General features: G+C 52.8%; 11 protein-coding genes. All 11 read left to right on the top strand.

Annotation, left to right across the window (positions count from 1 at the left end):
* Nucleotides 1-340: 340 nt before the first annotated feature.
* The 11 genes from AAY24_RS04400 to AAY24_RS04350 all read left to right on the top strand — a co-directional run bounded on the left by AAY24_RS04400 (nucleotide 341) and on the right by AAY24_RS04350 (nucleotide 15,166).
* Entirely contained in the window at nucleotides 341-1,132 is a 792-nt protein-coding gene (locus AAY24_RS04400) for an outer membrane lipoprotein-sorting protein (protein ID WP_052761058.1), read from the top strand.
* A 40-nt stretch (nucleotides 1,133-1,172) separates the two neighbouring features.
* Nucleotides 1,173-2,678 (top strand): hypothetical protein, encoded by a 1,506-nt coding sequence (locus tag AAY24_RS04395; protein WP_052761057.1) that lies wholly within the window; start codon nucleotides 1,173-1,175, stop codon nucleotides 2,676-2,678.
* A gap of 126 nt (nucleotides 2,679-2,804) precedes the next feature.
* Complete coding sequence (locus AAY24_RS04390) at nucleotides 2,805-5,489, top strand: MMPL family transporter (protein ID WP_052761056.1); 2,685 nt, start codon at nucleotides 2,805-2,807, stop codon at nucleotides 5,487-5,489.
* 448 nt (nucleotides 5,490-5,937) lie between these two features.
* Entirely contained in the window at nucleotides 5,938-6,561 is a 624-nt protein-coding gene (locus AAY24_RS04385) for an XrtA/PEP-CTERM system exopolysaccharide export protein (RefSeq protein WP_046858658.1), read from the top strand.
* A 214-nt stretch (nucleotides 6,562-6,775) separates the two neighbouring features.
* Nucleotides 6,776-8,359, top strand: a complete 1,584-nt coding sequence (locus tag AAY24_RS04380; protein WP_046858657.1) for an XrtA system polysaccharide chain length determinant — start codon at nucleotides 6,776-6,778, stop codon at nucleotides 8,357-8,359.
* The gene (locus tag AAY24_RS04375) at nucleotides 8,356-9,324 is read left to right on the top strand and encodes an XrtA-associated tyrosine autokinase (protein ID WP_046858656.1); all 969 of its coding nucleotides are present in this window, start codon (nucleotides 8,356-8,358) and stop codon (nucleotides 9,322-9,324) included. Before AAY24_RS04380 ends, AAY24_RS04375 begins: the two co-directional genes overlap by 4 nt.
* A gap of 12 nt (nucleotides 9,325-9,336) precedes the next feature.
* Nucleotides 9,337-10,779, top strand: coding sequence for a TIGR03016 family PEP-CTERM system-associated outer membrane protein (locus AAY24_RS04370; protein WP_082117028.1), 1,443 nt, complete (start codon nucleotides 9,337-9,339; stop codon nucleotides 10,777-10,779).
* Nucleotides 10,780-10,797: 18 nt separating this feature from the next.
* A complete protein-coding gene (gene wecB, locus AAY24_RS04365; protein ID WP_046858654.1) occupies nucleotides 10,798-11,958 on the top strand; it encodes a non-hydrolyzing UDP-N-acetylglucosamine 2-epimerase in 1,161 nt (386 codons plus the stop codon).
* 2 nt (nucleotides 11,959-11,960) lie between these two features.
* Nucleotides 11,961-12,830 (top strand): XrtA system polysaccharide deacetylase, encoded by an 870-nt coding sequence (locus tag AAY24_RS04360; RefSeq protein ID WP_335337211.1) that lies wholly within the window; start codon nucleotides 11,961-11,963, stop codon nucleotides 12,828-12,830.
* Between the two features lie 58 nt (nucleotides 12,831-12,888).
* Nucleotides 12,889-13,941 (top strand): FemAB family XrtA/PEP-CTERM system-associated protein, encoded by a 1,053-nt coding sequence (locus tag AAY24_RS04355; protein ID WP_046858653.1) that lies wholly within the window; start codon nucleotides 12,889-12,891, stop codon nucleotides 13,939-13,941.
* A 7-nt stretch (nucleotides 13,942-13,948) separates the two neighbouring features.
* On the top strand, nucleotides 13,949-15,166 hold the full coding sequence (locus tag AAY24_RS04350; RefSeq protein WP_046858652.1) for a TIGR03087 family PEP-CTERM/XrtA system glycosyltransferase: 1,218 nt from the start codon (nucleotides 13,949-13,951) through the stop codon (nucleotides 15,164-15,166).
* The last annotated feature ends 60 nt before the right edge of the window (nucleotides 15,167-15,226 follow it).

Raw genomic sequence — 15,226 nt, 5'->3', positions numbered from 1 at the left:
GGTATCACTCTCTGTTGGGCGGTCAGTGGGTGGCGTTTTGGATGATTGATCCGGAATAGATTGATCCGGCCATTTGCCGATATGCGACATGTTTCTCAATCGCCGGAACACCGACGGCCACATAATTGGGTGTGATTTCTCCTTTTACGGGACGCTGCGTTACTCGCCATCCGCTCTGTTCCGGTTATGGTTTGGCTGGCTTTATCGGCTATTTATGCGAATTATCTTGCAATACTTTCAAGTGCTTATAGAATGTTTCATATATAAACTATTAAGACTGTTTGCTTGCCTTCACTCGGTAGATAAATCTATGGTCACAATCGGCTCAATGGGACGGGTAATGACGGCAATATTGCTGATTATTCCTGTCGTCCTGTTTGGCGCTGAGCCTCCCAGCAACCCCGAGGGAACTGCGCTGGCTCAGGCTGTTTATGATCGTCCCAATGGCGATGATTTCAGTGCCTTGGTGGTGATGCAGCTTCAGGGTAAGGAGAGCAGTCCCAGGCAGCGGGTACTCTACAGTTATGCCAAGGAGAAGGGTGAGAAGGAGCGTTGGACCCTGATGCGGTTCATTCAGCCTGATGATATCAGTGGAACTGGATTGCTCACCCAGGATCATCCGGGCGACGAGAGCGACCAGTGGCTCTATCTGCCAGCCCTGAACAAGGTGCGCAGAATATCCTCGTCCAGAAAGGGTGGTCGTTTTGTTGGCTCAGACTTCTTTTACGAGGATCTGCTGGATCGGGAGGTGGAGATGGACTACCACTACCTGCAGGGGAAAGGGGCGGTTGGAAAAGTGCCCTGCGAAATCTTGATCAGCACTCCCAGGGATCCGGATAATTCGGTCTACTCGAAGCGGATCAGCTGTATTCACCGCGGAATACTGGTGCCGCTCAAGGTGGAGTTGTTCGAGAAAGGCAAGGATCGGCCCAGCAAAATGCTCACCGCCAGAAGAATCAAGAAAATCCAGGGCTACTGGTCGATTCTGGAGAGTACCATGTACGATCTGGAGTCCGGACACCGTACCCGGTTATTGACAAAAAAGATTAAATACAATCAGGGATTGCCGGATCGGCTCTTCTCCAGGCGCGATCTGACTGATGACAGTAACGAAAAGGCCTATCGCCCCTGATTCAACAGCCTGCTCACAACATATAAGGGAATTGATTTACATGGCAAACTCGAAGTATCCAGTCTACCATCTCGCGCCACTGCTACTGTTCTCAGTTGCGCTTTCTCCATCGGCTGCCCTGGCCGCAGATGAGGTGTTGATCGAGGAAGAGGAGTTGGTTATCGATGATGGCGGTTCGGTGGCAGCACCGACGGAAGAGTTGCTGATCATTGATGAGCAGGATGATGGTGAACTGACCATTGAACTGAGCGATGACGACACCCTTCCGGCCTCCGAAGAGGAGATTCTGATTGAGCCGGATGGGCTGTCCGATACGGGGAGCGAAGAGCGGGCGATGGTTGAAAGCAGTGACTTCTCCCTGAAACTGGATGAGCTGTGGGGTGAGTACGGTGTAATGACCCATTCCGCTTCAAATGCCAATGGATTGGGTTATCTGCACGGCCAGGTAACGGCCCTCTGGACCCCCTCCAGTCGTTGGGATCTGCAGGCATCAGTCAGGGCGGACGGCTACTCCCAGCATGGTGGTCGTGACTGGGATCACGCTGAACTGGACTATGACGAAACCTTTATCCGTTATCGTGGGGATAATTTCCGGATAACCGCCGGCGCACAGAAGATTCTGTGGGGCCGGATCGATGAGTTTCCACCTACCGATCGACTCAGCACCCAGGATATCACACGCTACATTATGGACGATCTGGCTGACCGGCGGCGTGCATCGCCGGCGATTCGTTACGAACACTTCTTTGGTGACCAGAAGCTGGATCTGGTATTTCTGCCCTGGTTCAGAGAGGCGGAACTCCCCGGCTACTCCAGTCTCTGGTTTCCGGTTAATCAACAGACCGGTCAGATTCTGGGCCTGAAATCAACTCCCGCGTTCGCTGCCCTGATCAAAAGTGTCCCGGTGGATGTGGATGCGTCAGACTCGGATGGCGGTTTTGGGCTCCGTTACAGCGGCACCGGAGAGGGGCTTGATTATGCTCTTACGGTACAGAAGACCCGACAATCATTGCCCTATTTCAGCTTCAACAATGCCCGTGGTGTGCTGGAGGCCAAGTATCAGCGCAGTTGGCTGTTGGGGGGAGATGTCGGCATTGAAGCCATGGGGGCGATCTGGCGGTTTGAAGCGGGTTGGATGAGTGATGCCCCGGTTACTCGTTTGGATGGATCATACGATACCGTCAAGAGTGTTAACTGGGGTGCGGGTGTGGAGTTTTTCCCCGGCGATGGAGATGCCCGGGTCAATCTGCAGTTAACCGGTATAAACCATGATGATGCACCGGCGGTTATTGACCGCACCGAGATCTACCTGTTTGGCGGCTCTTTTGAAGTGCCATTTGCCCATGAACAGTGGCGCTTGAAAGGGCGTTTCTATAAGGGGCTGGATACCCATGATCTCTATCTGAACCCCGAGATAGCCTACACCGGTTGGGATTCCCAGGAGGTTTATCTGGAGGCTCACTACTTCGAAGGGGCCGATGGTACGCCGGGTGGATATCATGAGGACAATTCACTTCTGGCTGTCGGGTGGCGTGCCAAGTTCTGATACGTCCTGGAATTGCAGTAGCTTGTCGGTTAGTCAGCAGCAGAGCGGTGGGGTGGAATCTGGCCACCGAATCCGGTGCGTTGGGTGCCGTGTTGGCGGGGTCGGATAGGGAATCCAGGTAATACTATGCAAGCTGACAGCCGATACGCCAGGTTAGAGCATGATCGCAAGCCGATTGCCATTCAGCATGAGGGCATGTTCGTCTATGCCAACCCTGCCTTCCTTGCGCTCCTGGGGTATGAGTCATTCGATGAACTGGAGGCGATACCGGTACTCGATCTGGTGGTTGATCGCCATAAGGATCGGTTGCGGGAGCACTTTGCTGTAGCGCGGGATGTGCCCAGGAGCGCCCGGGAGTATCCCCAGGTCAAAGTAACACTGCTGAAACGGGATGGCAGCCACCTGGTGGCCATACTCAACTCCTGCTCCAGCCAGTTTGATGGCGAAGAGACTATCCAGTTTTCACCTGTTACAGAGGCCGATGTCGGGCTGAAGAACATTTTTCTCGGATTGCCCTGGAAATTCTACTTCAGTGTACTGTTCCTGTTTCTGTTCACGGTCCTGCCGAATGGCCTGTTGCTGAATCTCAATATTAATAACGCCCCCAAAGTGTATCTGCCGGAAGATGCTCCTTCAGTGGTTATTGATGGGGAGGTAAGGCGTTATTTTCCCAGTGATCAGGCGGTCCTGCTGCTGTTTGAGGGGGTGGCACTCTACTCGGATGGTTTTGTCACCGCCTTTAACCAGTTGGCCAGTACATTGGCAGCCAATCCGTTAATTGATGATGTTATGAACATCACCACCCAGGACCACATCCATGGTACCGAAGATGGATTTCTGGTTGAGCCACTGGTCAATGTCAAGGCGCTGGAGAAGACCCGGCCGAGTGCCCGCAAAGCACGTGTGGTATCCGATCGTTTTGCCAAAAACACCCTGGTGGCGGCGGATGGTTCGGCGCTATCCATGCTGGTGATACCCAAGCCGATCGGTTCCAGTCTGGAACGATTGGCACTTGAGGATGAGATCCTTGCCGACGTGAAGGCGGCGCGGCTGGACGGATACCTGACCGGTATGGCCGGGCAGATTACCACCGATGTGGCGCAGATGCGTTCCATGTTGCGGGATAATATGCTGTTTATCCCGGCCACTACAGTGATCGGCCTGTTTCTGATCTGGTGGCTGTTCCACCGTTGGCTTGCCGTTATTGTGGCGGGCGTCGTCATCGGAGTGGTGGTGAGTTCCACGGTGGCGTTTTATGTGATTTTCAATCAGCCATTCAATCTTATCTCCAGTATTATTCCGCCCCTGTTGTCGGCCCTGACGGTGGCGGCACTGGTTCATCTGTTTAATGCTCTCCATTATGCCTCCAAGCGGGGTCTGACCGGACCGGACCGGGTCAACAGTGCGCTCAGGGAAGTGCGTCGACCGGCGTTCTATACTGCCATGACGACCGTGGCGGGGCTCTCATCCCTGGGCTTGAGCCCGATTCCGCCAATCAAGGTGTTTGGACTGATCTCCGCAACCGGTGTGGTGCTGATCTATTTCGTGGTGATTCACCTGGTACCCAATATCTTCTCACGATTTGATTATGAGCCCTGGCCGAATCGGAAGACCGGGTTGTCGGGACTGGACAAGTTAGTCAGCAAACTGTTCCGTGTTGGTGTCCGCTATCCGCTGTATGTGGTGGGTTCCATCGGGTTGTTGTTCGTCATCTTTGTGCCCCAGGTCGGCAATATCGTGGTGGAGACCAACCTCCAGGAGTTTTTCTATCCGAGCCATCCGCTGCGGAAATCAACCCAGCACATCGAGGAGAAACTGGTGGGTACGGCTTCCCTGGATGTGGTGTTTAAGGCCGCGGAGCGGGGCGGCTTGAAAAAGCCGGCAATTCTAAAGGAGATGCGGGCGTTTCAACACTGGGCGGAGTCCTTACCTGAGGTGGATAAGAGTATCTCCATGGCGGACTTCGTTGAAGAGATGCACTGGGGGTTCAATGCGGAAAACCCTGCATTCCGGCGCATACCGGACAATCCCGCTCTGATCAGTCAGTACCTGCTGGTCTATGACGGTGATGATCTGTTTGATTTTGTCGATGAGGAGTACCGGATCACCCATATCAGTCTCAATGTGAATGTACATGGGGCCAACGCGCTTTCTGAATTGATGGGGCAGGTCCGGCAATATCTGGGTAATCGCTCTCTGGATGGTGTTGAGTGGGAGATAGCCGGGTTCGGGCGCTTGTTCGCCGATCAGGAGGATCTGCTGGTCGAGGGGCAGGTGAAAAGCCTGTTTGGTGCTTTAGTGCTTATTTTCCTCCTGATGTTTATCCAGTGGCGATCGCTCGGCGGCGCGTTACTCTGCATGATTCCGAATCTGTCACCTATCCTGTTGATATTCATAGTGATGGGGCTGTTTGGTCTATGGCTGGATATGGCTACAGCGATGATTGCCAGTGTGGCGGTTGGCATTGCGGTGGATGATACCATTCACGTCTATCATGGCTTTATCAGTCGGGTAAAACAGGGGGTCAGCCCGGTAGTGGCCCTGGTGAAGACCTATCGACAGGCCGGTCGGGCCGTGATGACCACCACGATCATCCTGAGTGCGCAATTCATTGTGCTGACATTTTCTGAGTTTGTTCCAACCACCCATTTCGGCCTCCTGACCAGCATAGGTCTGATCGCCGCTCTGCTGTTCGATCTGTTGCTCCTGCCGGCAATACTGATAATCATCTATTCCAGGCACCCGGCTGTAGTAAAACAGGAGCCTCTATTTACTAAACGGTCCAATGGGGGAGATGACGGGGGTGTTTGAATCAGAGGGATTCTTTTTATTCTTATTTCAATCTCCTCTATAAGTGACTGTTTTCCTGTCCTGTCAGGATGTAAACTTGTTTCTGGCGCATTTATGGGGATGTTTATCTTCGGCGGTGTTGGAATTTGCGGCTCGCATGTTACGATCAGGCCGTTTATAGTTGGTTGAATAGCTACCGCTAGGGTAATATGTGGTGCTATTTTATTAACAAGTCCAGTAAGTTGGATTATTATCCTTATATATTGAATGAAATCTGCCCGCCAGCTTCCGGCTCATGATCACGGGGAGAGGCGGCAGGCAAAGACGCCGGACGAAAGGATATGTATAGGGAAGTGGGAAGAGTCAGTGGCGGGGGCCCGCCGATGATTCCCCGTTTTGGCCAATTACCCGTTGAACGGTTGTAAAACAATATAGCGTAAGGGAGAACCTGCTCGTGCCTAACACTAAAATGCAATTTTCACGTCAGCTGTTAATGCGCTGCCTGCTTGTTGTGCTGGTAATGCTGGTAGCTGGATGTGCATCAAAATACCCCCAGGTTACCAGTGATCAGCTTCAATCAGCTCAGGACTTTGACTACATTATCGGTCCAGGCGACGAGCTGAATATTTTTGTCTGGGGTAACGAGGAGCTGACAGTTTCTGTTCCCGTGCGGCCGGATGGCAAAATCACCACCCGCCTGGTGGAAGATATTCAGGCCAGCGGCAAGACGCCAACCCAACTCGCCCGGGACGTTGAAAAGGCCTATTCAGAATATGTGAAAAACGCGGTAGTCACCGTTATTGTGGACGAGTTCGTTGGAGTTCCCAATCAGCAGGTGCGGGTGATTGGCGAGGCCGCTGTGCCACTTACGGTGCCGTTCAGAAAGCACATGACTCTGCTTGATCTGATGATTGAGGTGGGTGGGCTGACTGAATTTGCCGATGGCAACAAGTCTGTATTGATCCGCAATATCGATGGTGAGCAGCAGGTTTATAACGTGCGGCTGGAAGACCTGGTTCAGGACGGCGATATCTCCGCGAACGTAGCACTGATGCCCGGCGATATCATGATTATCCCCGAGGCCTGGTTCTAGATTTCGGCCATGTGCTGCTTAAGTGGGACGAGTGGCAAGATGTAAAACTGGTCGGGTCCTGTCTTTGAAATAGACAGGCTCCGACCTTTCAGTCGTATATGCGGTTGATGTTGTGTCCGGGCGTTGATCCGGCATTCGGTAGACCAAATTCAGGATAGGGCCCAGTAGGGACATTGAGGTTAGTAGCTCAACCAGTTGAGCCTAGCAGGGATATATGCAAGAACTTCTAGAACAGATTCAGGAATATCTTTACGGTATTTGGCGATTCCGCTGGGTGGCGTTGGCGGCTGCCTGGATTATTGCCATCGCGGGCTGGATCGTGGTGGCCCAACTTCCGGACAAGTATGAAGCGACAGCCCGGCTGCACGTTGACAGCAACAGTGTGTTAGGGCCTCTGTTGCGAGGTCTTGCAATTCAGCCGGATGTGGGTCAGCGGGTCGCTCTGATGAGCAAGACGCTGCTCAGTCGTCCGAATATGGAAAAGCTGATGCGGATGGTCGATCTGGATCTTAAGATCAGGAACGATCAGGATAAGGAGAGCCTGATAACCGAGTTGCGGGAAAATATCAGGCTGAGTGGTCAACGTAGCAACGCCTCCCTCTATTCAATCGCCTATACCAACTCTGATCGCCTCGTTGCACAGCGGGTAGTACAGTCGCTGATCTCGATTTTTATCGAGAGCGCTCTGGGTGATAAACGGAAAGATAGCGCTGGTGCCCAGGAGTTCCTGGATAAACAGATCGCCGAGTATGAAATCAGGCTGGCAGAAGCGGAAGGCAGGCTGGCTGATTTCAAGCGTCGTTATGTCGGCACCATGCCGGGAGAGCAGGGCGGTTATTATCAACGTCTCGATGCGGCGAGAGGATTGCTGGGTTCAGCAAAACTGGAACTGCGCGAAGCAGAGAACAGGCGGGCGGAGCTGAAACGCCAGTTGTCCGGTGAAGAGCCGGTATTTATTCCCAGTGGGGGTGATGAGTTTGGCACCCCGTCACGACTGGATCAGCGTATACAGAATCTTCAGACACGACTCGATGAACTGCTGTTGAAGTACACCGAGCGGCATCCCGATGTTATCGAGATAAAAACTATTATTGCCAATCTGGAAGCTGAGAAGAAGGAGGAGCTGGAAGCGCGTCAGGCCGAGCCGTTTGCGCCCCAGTTTGGCTTGCAGAGTAGTCCGGTATATCAGCAGATGAGAACCAATCTGTCTGAAGCCGAGGCGCGTGTGGCGGAGCTCAAGGTGCGCGTCGCGGAGTACGACAAGCGGGTTAAGGAACTGGAGGCAAAGGTCGATCAGATTCCCCAGATTGAAGCCGAGTTACAGCAGTTGAACCGGGATTACGATGCGGTTTCCCAGCAGCATCAGGCGTTGTTGAAACGCCGGGAGTCGGCCCATCTGTCGGAAAAGGCGGAGCAGGATGCTTCTGAAGTGAAATTCCGCGTTATCGATCCGCCGTTCGTACCTTTGAAACCGTCCCAGCCCAACAAACTTCTGCTGAATGCGGCTGTATTCCTTGCCAGCCTGGCAGCTGGCGTTGGCCTGGCACTTCTGACGTCTTTGATCCGACCGGTATTCTACAGCCGTGGCGCACTGAATCGCGTCACCGGCCTTCCGGTTCTGGGTTCAGTGGTCTATGTATTATCGGCTGCCGAAAAACGCCGACAACGGCTTGCAGGTGCGATGTTCGTGTCCCTGGTGTTATTGTTGGGAACGTTGTTTCTTGGAGTCAATCTGATGCACGGGATGGGCTTTGATCTATTAGGGAAAGTACAAAGCCTTGGGGCCAGGATTTTATGAGCATTATTGAAAAAGCTATCGAAAAGCTTCATGTCGATCAGACCGATAAACGGGGTGAATTGGCAGAAGAATTTGGTCGTTCGCTTGATTCAGATGTCGATGCATCGGCGGCGGCCCAGGCTCCAGCGGATCAGCAGGGACAACCTGCAGCGTCTGCAGGCAGTGAGCCAACCGGCAGCGCAGCGGGCAAAAGGAACAAGACCGTCGTCGAACTTCCGCTTGGTTATCTGAAATCACTCGGCATGGTCACACCGGATGATCCACGTAGCCGAGTGGCGGAAGAGAACCGGATAATCAAACGTCCGCTGCTTATGAATATTGCCGGAAAGGGCGCCACCAAGGTCGATAACCCAAACCTGATCATGGTGACCAGTGCCCAGCCTGGTGAAGGCAAGACGTTCAGTGCCATCAATCTGGCCATCAGTATCGCCATGGAACAGGACAAGACGGTGCTGTTTGTGGACGCCGATGTGGCCAAGGCTTCCGCCGCCGCGCTGCTGGGTATTCCGGATGACTATCCCGGGTTGATCGATCTACTCATGGAGAAGGGTACCCGGATCAGTGATGTTCTACTGCACACCAGTATTCCCAACCTGCGTATATTGCCGGCAGGTCATGCCCATGAACGATCTACTGAATTGCTTGCCAGTGAGGGGATGCAACGGTTGATGATCGAATTGGCACAACGTTATCCGGATCGGGTAATCATTTTTGATTCACCGCCTATCCTGTTTACTACCGAAGCCGGCGTGCTGGCCAATTTGATGGGACAGATCGTCTTTGTGGTGGCAGAGAAGCAGACACCACAAAGCAAGGTTGTTGAGGCGCTCAGCCACCTAGGGGAAGAGAAGGTTATCGGACTCCTGCTGAATAAATCCACAAACACGAGAAACGGAGCCGGGGGTTATGGTTACGGTTACGGGTATGGATACGGCTACGGTCGTAATCGCACGGAAAATGGATAGGGGCTCAATCTGATGGTCAAAGGGGAGAGAGCGTCAATACTGTTTCATTGCCTGTTGGGTAGCGGGGTACTGTTTTCGCCCGTAACAGCCTCTGCTGCGGAGTGGAGTCGGACGGCCTCTGTAAGCGCTGGAGCTGTCTATTCGGACAATGTCAATCTGTCCGATACTGCAAAACAGGGCGAACTGACCGCAACCCTGACCCCCAGTGTTTCTCTGCATGGAAAGGGGGGGCGTGCCAGTCTTGACCTGACCGGTGCGCTGGAGATCAACGGGCAGGGTGGCAATACCGATACCGTAAATCCCCGTCTACAGGCCAATGCCAATGCGGAACTTTATGAACGGTTGGCGTTTATCGACCTTTCGGCCACTGCAACCCAGAATGCCATTGATTCACTCAGTGTGTCGGGTATAGATAACCTGAGCAACAGCACCAACAGAACCACAAGCTACAACTACAGAATCAGTCCCTACCTGAAAAGCCGTTTCAAAGGCATTGCAGACACGGAACTCCGTTACACTTACAACGAGCTGAATCATTCGGAAAACAACCTGAGTGATACCAGTAGTGACGAATTTTCCCTATCGGTAGCCAGTGGCCCTGAATTCGCGGATTGGAGCTGGCGGGTAAATGCCAGCGACAAGTCAACCGATAACAGCCAGGGGGAGGTGAGCGAGTTCAGAACGGCGAATCTGCTCCTCGGTTATCAGATCAACCGTCAATGGCAGATAAATGGAACAGTGGGTACCGAATCCAATGACTTTACCTCTGTTCAGTCGAGTCAGGATGGCTCCATCTGGGATGTTGGTGTGCGCTGGACCCCCAGTGCCAGGACACAGCTTGAAATTGGCGGTGGTGAACGGTTTTTCGGCACCACCAAGCGTTTGAGCCTGACTCACAAGTCGAAACGGTCAGTATTAACCGCCAGCTATACCACTGAACTGACCGATTCCACCACTCTGCTGAGCAATCAGGTGGTGTTTCTTGCTACTGATGAGTTTGGTAATTTCATACCACACCCTGTCACAGGCGATCCCTATCTGATTACACTCGATCTGCCGAGTATCGGACTCAGCACCTTTGTCGACGAACGCTTTGCCCTCAGTTACAGCGTCCGGGGCCGGCGCACAACGCTGACACTGAGTGCGGACATGTCTGAACAGACCTACCAGGATTCAACTCGTGAAGTATCCACCATGGGGCTTGGCGCATCGTTAAGCCGTACCCTGTCGGACAAGGTGTCGGGCGACGTCAGCCTGAACTGGGATCAGCAGGAAGAGAGCGGAACCGGGAATCGGGAAAACGATTTCTGGAGACTGCAGGCAGGGATCAATCGTCAATTGGGTCAAAAGACCAATCTGCGATTCAATTACAGCTTTACTGATCGAAGCTCAAATCAGGCCGGGCAGGACTATCAGGAAAATCGCCTCTCTCTGACACTGACTCACACCCTGTAAACAATCGGTTCAACAATTATGCCCGGAAAAATCGCCAAGATACTCTGTATTGTTGGGGCGCGTCCCAACTTTATGAAAATCGCCCCCATTATGCGGGTGTTTGAACGGCACAGTGACCGTATAAAAGCGACACTACTGCACACTGGCCAGCATTATGATGCGGCTATGAAAAAGTCCTTTTTTGACCAGCTGCATATTCCCGAACCGGATATCGACCTGGGGGTCGGCTCCGGTAGCCACGCCGTACAAACGGCCGAGATCATGCTCCGTTTTGAGCCGGTTCTTGATGAGTTACAGCCGACCGCGGTACTGGTGCTGGGCGACGTGAATTCCACCATTTCCTGTGCTCTTGTAGCGGTCAAGAAAGGTATTCCGGTAATCCACGTGGAGGCTGGCCTGCGCAGTTATGATCGTGGTATGCCTGAAGAGGTTAATCGGGTCCTGACCGACCAGATCTCTGATCTGCTGTTTACCACGGAAAGAAGCGCTGAAGCGAATCTGTTGCGGGAAGGGATTTCAGCCGATCGTATACATTTTGTCGGCAATGTCATGATCGATACGCTGCGCTACAACCTGGATCGCGCGGTGGAACCAATGAACCTGTTTTCCAAGGCGGGTGAGGCGATTGATCTGCCGGCTTTTGAAGCCGGCTATGGATTGGTTACGCTGCATCGACCCTCCAACGTAGATAACCCCGTCAATCTCAAGACTCTGCTGACGGAACTGAAAGCTATCAGTGAGCGGTTGCCTGTGGCATTTCCGGTTCATCCCCGTACAGCGCAACGGGTCAAAGAGTTCGGACTGGAAGCTATGCTTGATTCCCCACGTATTCTGCAGTTACCACCCCAGGGTTATCTGGAGATGCTTGGATTAATGAAACAGGCCAGGCTGGTATTGACCGATTCGGGTGGTATCCAGGAAGAGACCACGGCCCTGGGTGTGCCTTGTATTACTCTGCGGGAAAATACCGAACGCCCAATCACCGTCGATGAAGGAACCAATACAATTGTCGGTATTGACCCGCAGAAGATTCGTGCATGTTTTGATGACGTACTGGCCAACGGTGGTAAGCGGGGCAGGGTTCCCGAATATTGGGATGGCTGCGCCGCTGAACGGATTGCTGAAGTGGTTATCCAGTGGAGCCAGGGGCAGATCTCTGAAGCTGCAGAGGTAGAGTGACAGTGTCCGATCAGACCAGATCGCAGCGCCTCATTACCAATGCGATGACTATCGATGTGGAAGACTATTTCCAGGTCTCTGCATTTGAACAACGCTTCGACCGGTCAACCTGGGATCAGCAGGAGTGTCGGGTTGAACGGAATCTGGAAACTATTCTCGCTTTACTGGAAAGGCACGGTATCAAGGCGACATTTTTTACCCTGGGATGGATAGCTGAACGCTACCCCGGTATTGTTCGGTCCCTGGTGGAAGCGGGCCATGAACTGGCTTGCCACAGCTACTGGCATAAACGTGCCAGTGGCCAGGGTAGGGATGAGTTCGTTGAAGAGGTTATCGATACCAAGAAGCTCCTGGAGGATATTGGGGGCACTCCGGTGATTGGCTACCGTGCGCCCAGCTATTCCATTGGTGCTGGTAATCTCTGGGCGCATGAAGCGCTGATGCAGGCCGGTTATCGATACAGTTCCAGTATCTATCCGATCTCCCATGATCATTATGGTATGCCGTCGGCTCCCCGCTTTGCCTACCATCCCATCGAGGATTCGGACTTTCTGGAAATTCCCATAACCACCTCGTATATTTTTAACCGCAGGTTGCCCGCCGGCGGTGGTGGCTACTTCCGCTTTTTTCCTTATGCTTTTTCCAGAGCCTTATTGCGTAAAGTGAACAACCTGGAGCAACAACCAGGGATTTTTTACTTCCACCCCTGGGAGATTGATCCGGGCCAGCCTCGCCAGCAAGACATCAGTTTGAAAACAAGATTCAGGCATTATCTGAATCTCAATCACACGGAAAACCGGCTGAATCGCCTGTTTGCTGATTTTCAATGGGGTCGAATGGACCAGATATTTTTGTCCTCGGCCCGGTTGTAACGCATCAAGCACAGTACCAAGGGAACAGGATCTGGATTAGCCGGGTAACAGGATAACAATGCAATCGACAGTAACAGAGAGTGACGTAGTCACGGTTCAGCATCTCGACCAATCCAACTACGCACGTTGGGATCAGTATGTTAAGGAATCGACAGATGGTACTTTTTTTCATCTGTCCGGTTGGAAAGAGGTAATTGAGCGGGCATTCGGGTATCCGGTCTATTTTCTCTACAGTGAGCGGGCCGGAAAAATCACCGGGGTTTTACCCCTGGGACAGCTGAAGAGCCTGTTGTTTGGCAACACACTCAGTTCAGTGCCTTTCTGTGTTTATGGTGGGGTAGTTGCGGACGATGAAGCATCGGCAACCAGCCTGAGACAGGCTGCCTGTGATCTGGCTGATAAACTGGGCGTGGATGCGTTGGAATTGAAGAACCGAACGCCTTCCGACGCAGGATGGCCGGTGAAAGATTTATATGTCACTTTCAGAAAAGAGATATCCGCCGATCCGGATGAGAATCTGAAGGCGATTCCGAGGAAGCAGCGTGCCATGGTCCGGAAAGGGATCAAGGCAGGTTTGAGCGCTGAAACCGTATCAGGGTGCGACAGGTTTTTCCGTATCTATTCCGAGAGTGTTCGCAATCTGGGTACGCCAGTCATGCCATTGAAATACTTCCGTGTACTGCGGGAAGTATTTTGTGAGGATTGCGACGTGTTGGTCGTCACCCATGAAGGCCAGGATATCGCTGCCGTCATGAGTTTCTATTTCCGGGATGAGGTCCTGCCCTACTATGGAGGCAGTATCCCGCTGGCAAGAAATCTGAAGGGTAACGATTTCATGTACTGGGAGCTGATGCGACGCTGTGGCGAGCGAGGTATCCGGATTTTTGACTATGGTCGTAGCAAAGTGGGGGCCGGATCCTACAGCTTCAAAAAGAACTGGGGATTTACGCCGGAACCGCTGCATTATGAATACTATCTGGTTAAGGCATCCGAGGTTCCGGAAGTCAATCCAAACAATCCCAAGTACCAGATGCTCATCAAGGCCTGGCAGAGACTGCCCTTGCCGATAGCCAATGCTATCGGTCCACTGTTAGCCAGAAAACTGGGCTGACTACTCAATGCAACCCGCACTGCTCTACCTGGTTCACCGGATTCCCTATCCCCCCAACAAGGGGGATAAGATCCGTTCTTACCATCTGTTGCGCTATCTTAGCCAACACTACCGGGTGTTCCTGGGCGCATTTATAGATGACCCTCACGATTGGACCTATGTGTCGCGGTTGGAAACAGAGTGTGATGGGTGCTGTTTTGTTCCATTGAATCCCCGCAAGGCTCGCGTCAAAAGCATAAAAGGCTTGTTGCAGGGCGAGCCCTTGACTGTTCCCTATTACGCCGACCGGAAAATGGGTCAGTGGGTTGAAGAGGTAGTGGCTGAGCAGCAGATAACACGGGTCATAGTCTATTCGTCCGCCATGGCGCAGTATGTCACGCCTCACCTTGCCAGCCTGGAGCGCCGGGTGATCGATTTTGTCGATATCGATTCAGATAAGTGGCGCCAGTATGCCATGAAGAAGCAGTGGCCCATGAGTTGGGTATATCGCCGGGAGGCGGATAAACTGTTCGCCTATGAACGATCTCTCGCCGGCGTATTTGACGCCAGCCTGTTTGTCTCGTCCGCAGAGGCTGCCCTGTTTCGGGATCTCATCTCCTCTGAACAGGAAAATATCGACTATTACAATAATGGTGTGGATACGGAATACTTTGCCCCTTCAAAGGAGTTTGTGAATCCCTATCAGGAAGGTGATGAAGTGCTGGTATTTACCGGCGCCATGGATTACTGGCCGAATATTGATGCGGTAGCCTGGTTCGCCAAAGAGGTTTTTCCAGAAATATCCCGACTGGTACCCCAGGCACGCTTTTATATTGTCGGTAGCAATCCCAGTGAGTCGGTTAAGCAACTGGCCCGGCTGGATCGGGTCGAAGTGACCGGCCGGGTGGAAGATATCCGGCCCTATCTCCAATTCGCCAGGGCCGCTGTGGCGCCCATGCGAATTGCCCGGGGTATTCAGAACAAGGTTCTTGAGGCGATGGCGATGGAGAAACCGGTGATCGTCAGTGACCAGGGATATGAAGGCATCCATGCGGAGCCGGGCAAGGAGCTATTGCTGGCTAACAGTGCAAAAGAAATTCTCTCCTATATCCCAAGACTGGTCTCCGGCGCTTATGATGGTCTGGGCAGGGATGCCCGCGCCCGTGTGAAAAAAGATTTCAGTTGGGAGGCTAATCTGCCGATTGTATGTCAATGGCTGGAGGCTAAAAAAGGGAGTACTGTTTGAGTCTATGAGCACCCAAAGGGAAGTGTATTCTGGAACGTCCAGTTGGCCTACGGTATTGGT

This window comes from Sedimenticola thiotaurini, assembly GCF_001007875.1.
Taxonomy (GTDB): Bacteria; Pseudomonadota; Gammaproteobacteria; order Chromatiales; family Chromatiaceae; genus Sedimenticola; species Sedimenticola thiotaurini.
Note: the sequence above shows the minus strand (reverse complement) of the source record. Positions and strands in the feature narration are given on the sequence as shown.

Excerpts from the sequence above, each read along its gene's own strand:
- AAY24_RS04400 (WP_052761058.1), top strand. The coding sequence starts at position 341 with ATGACGGCAATATTGCTGATTATTCCTGTCGTCCTGTTTGGCGCTGAG.
- AAY24_RS04395 (WP_052761057.1), top strand. The coding sequence starts at position 1,173 with ATGGCAAACTCGAAGTATCCAGTCTACCATCTCGCGCCACTGCTACTG.
- AAY24_RS04390 (WP_052761056.1), top strand. The coding sequence starts at position 2,805 with ATGCAAGCTGACAGCCGATACGCCAGGTTAGAGCATGATCGCAAGCCG.
- AAY24_RS04385 (WP_046858658.1), top strand. The coding sequence starts at position 5,938 with ATGCAATTTTCACGTCAGCTGTTAATGCGCTGCCTGCTTGTTGTGCTG.
- AAY24_RS04380 (WP_046858657.1), top strand. The coding sequence starts at position 6,776 with ATGCAAGAACTTCTAGAACAGATTCAGGAATATCTTTACGGTATTTGG.
- AAY24_RS04375 (WP_046858656.1), top strand. The coding sequence starts at position 8,356 with ATGAGCATTATTGAAAAAGCTATCGAAAAGCTTCATGTCGATCAGACC.
- AAY24_RS04370 (WP_082117028.1), top strand. The coding sequence starts at position 9,337 with ATGGTCAAAGGGGAGAGAGCGTCAATACTGTTTCATTGCCTGTTGGGT.
- wecB (WP_046858654.1), top strand. The coding sequence starts at position 10,798 with ATGCCCGGAAAAATCGCCAAGATACTCTGTATTGTTGGGGCGCGTCCC.
- AAY24_RS04355 (WP_046858653.1), top strand. The coding sequence starts at position 12,889 with ATGCAATCGACAGTAACAGAGAGTGACGTAGTCACGGTTCAGCATCTC.
- AAY24_RS04350 (WP_046858652.1), top strand. The coding sequence starts at position 13,949 with ATGCAACCCGCACTGCTCTACCTGGTTCACCGGATTCCCTATCCCCCC.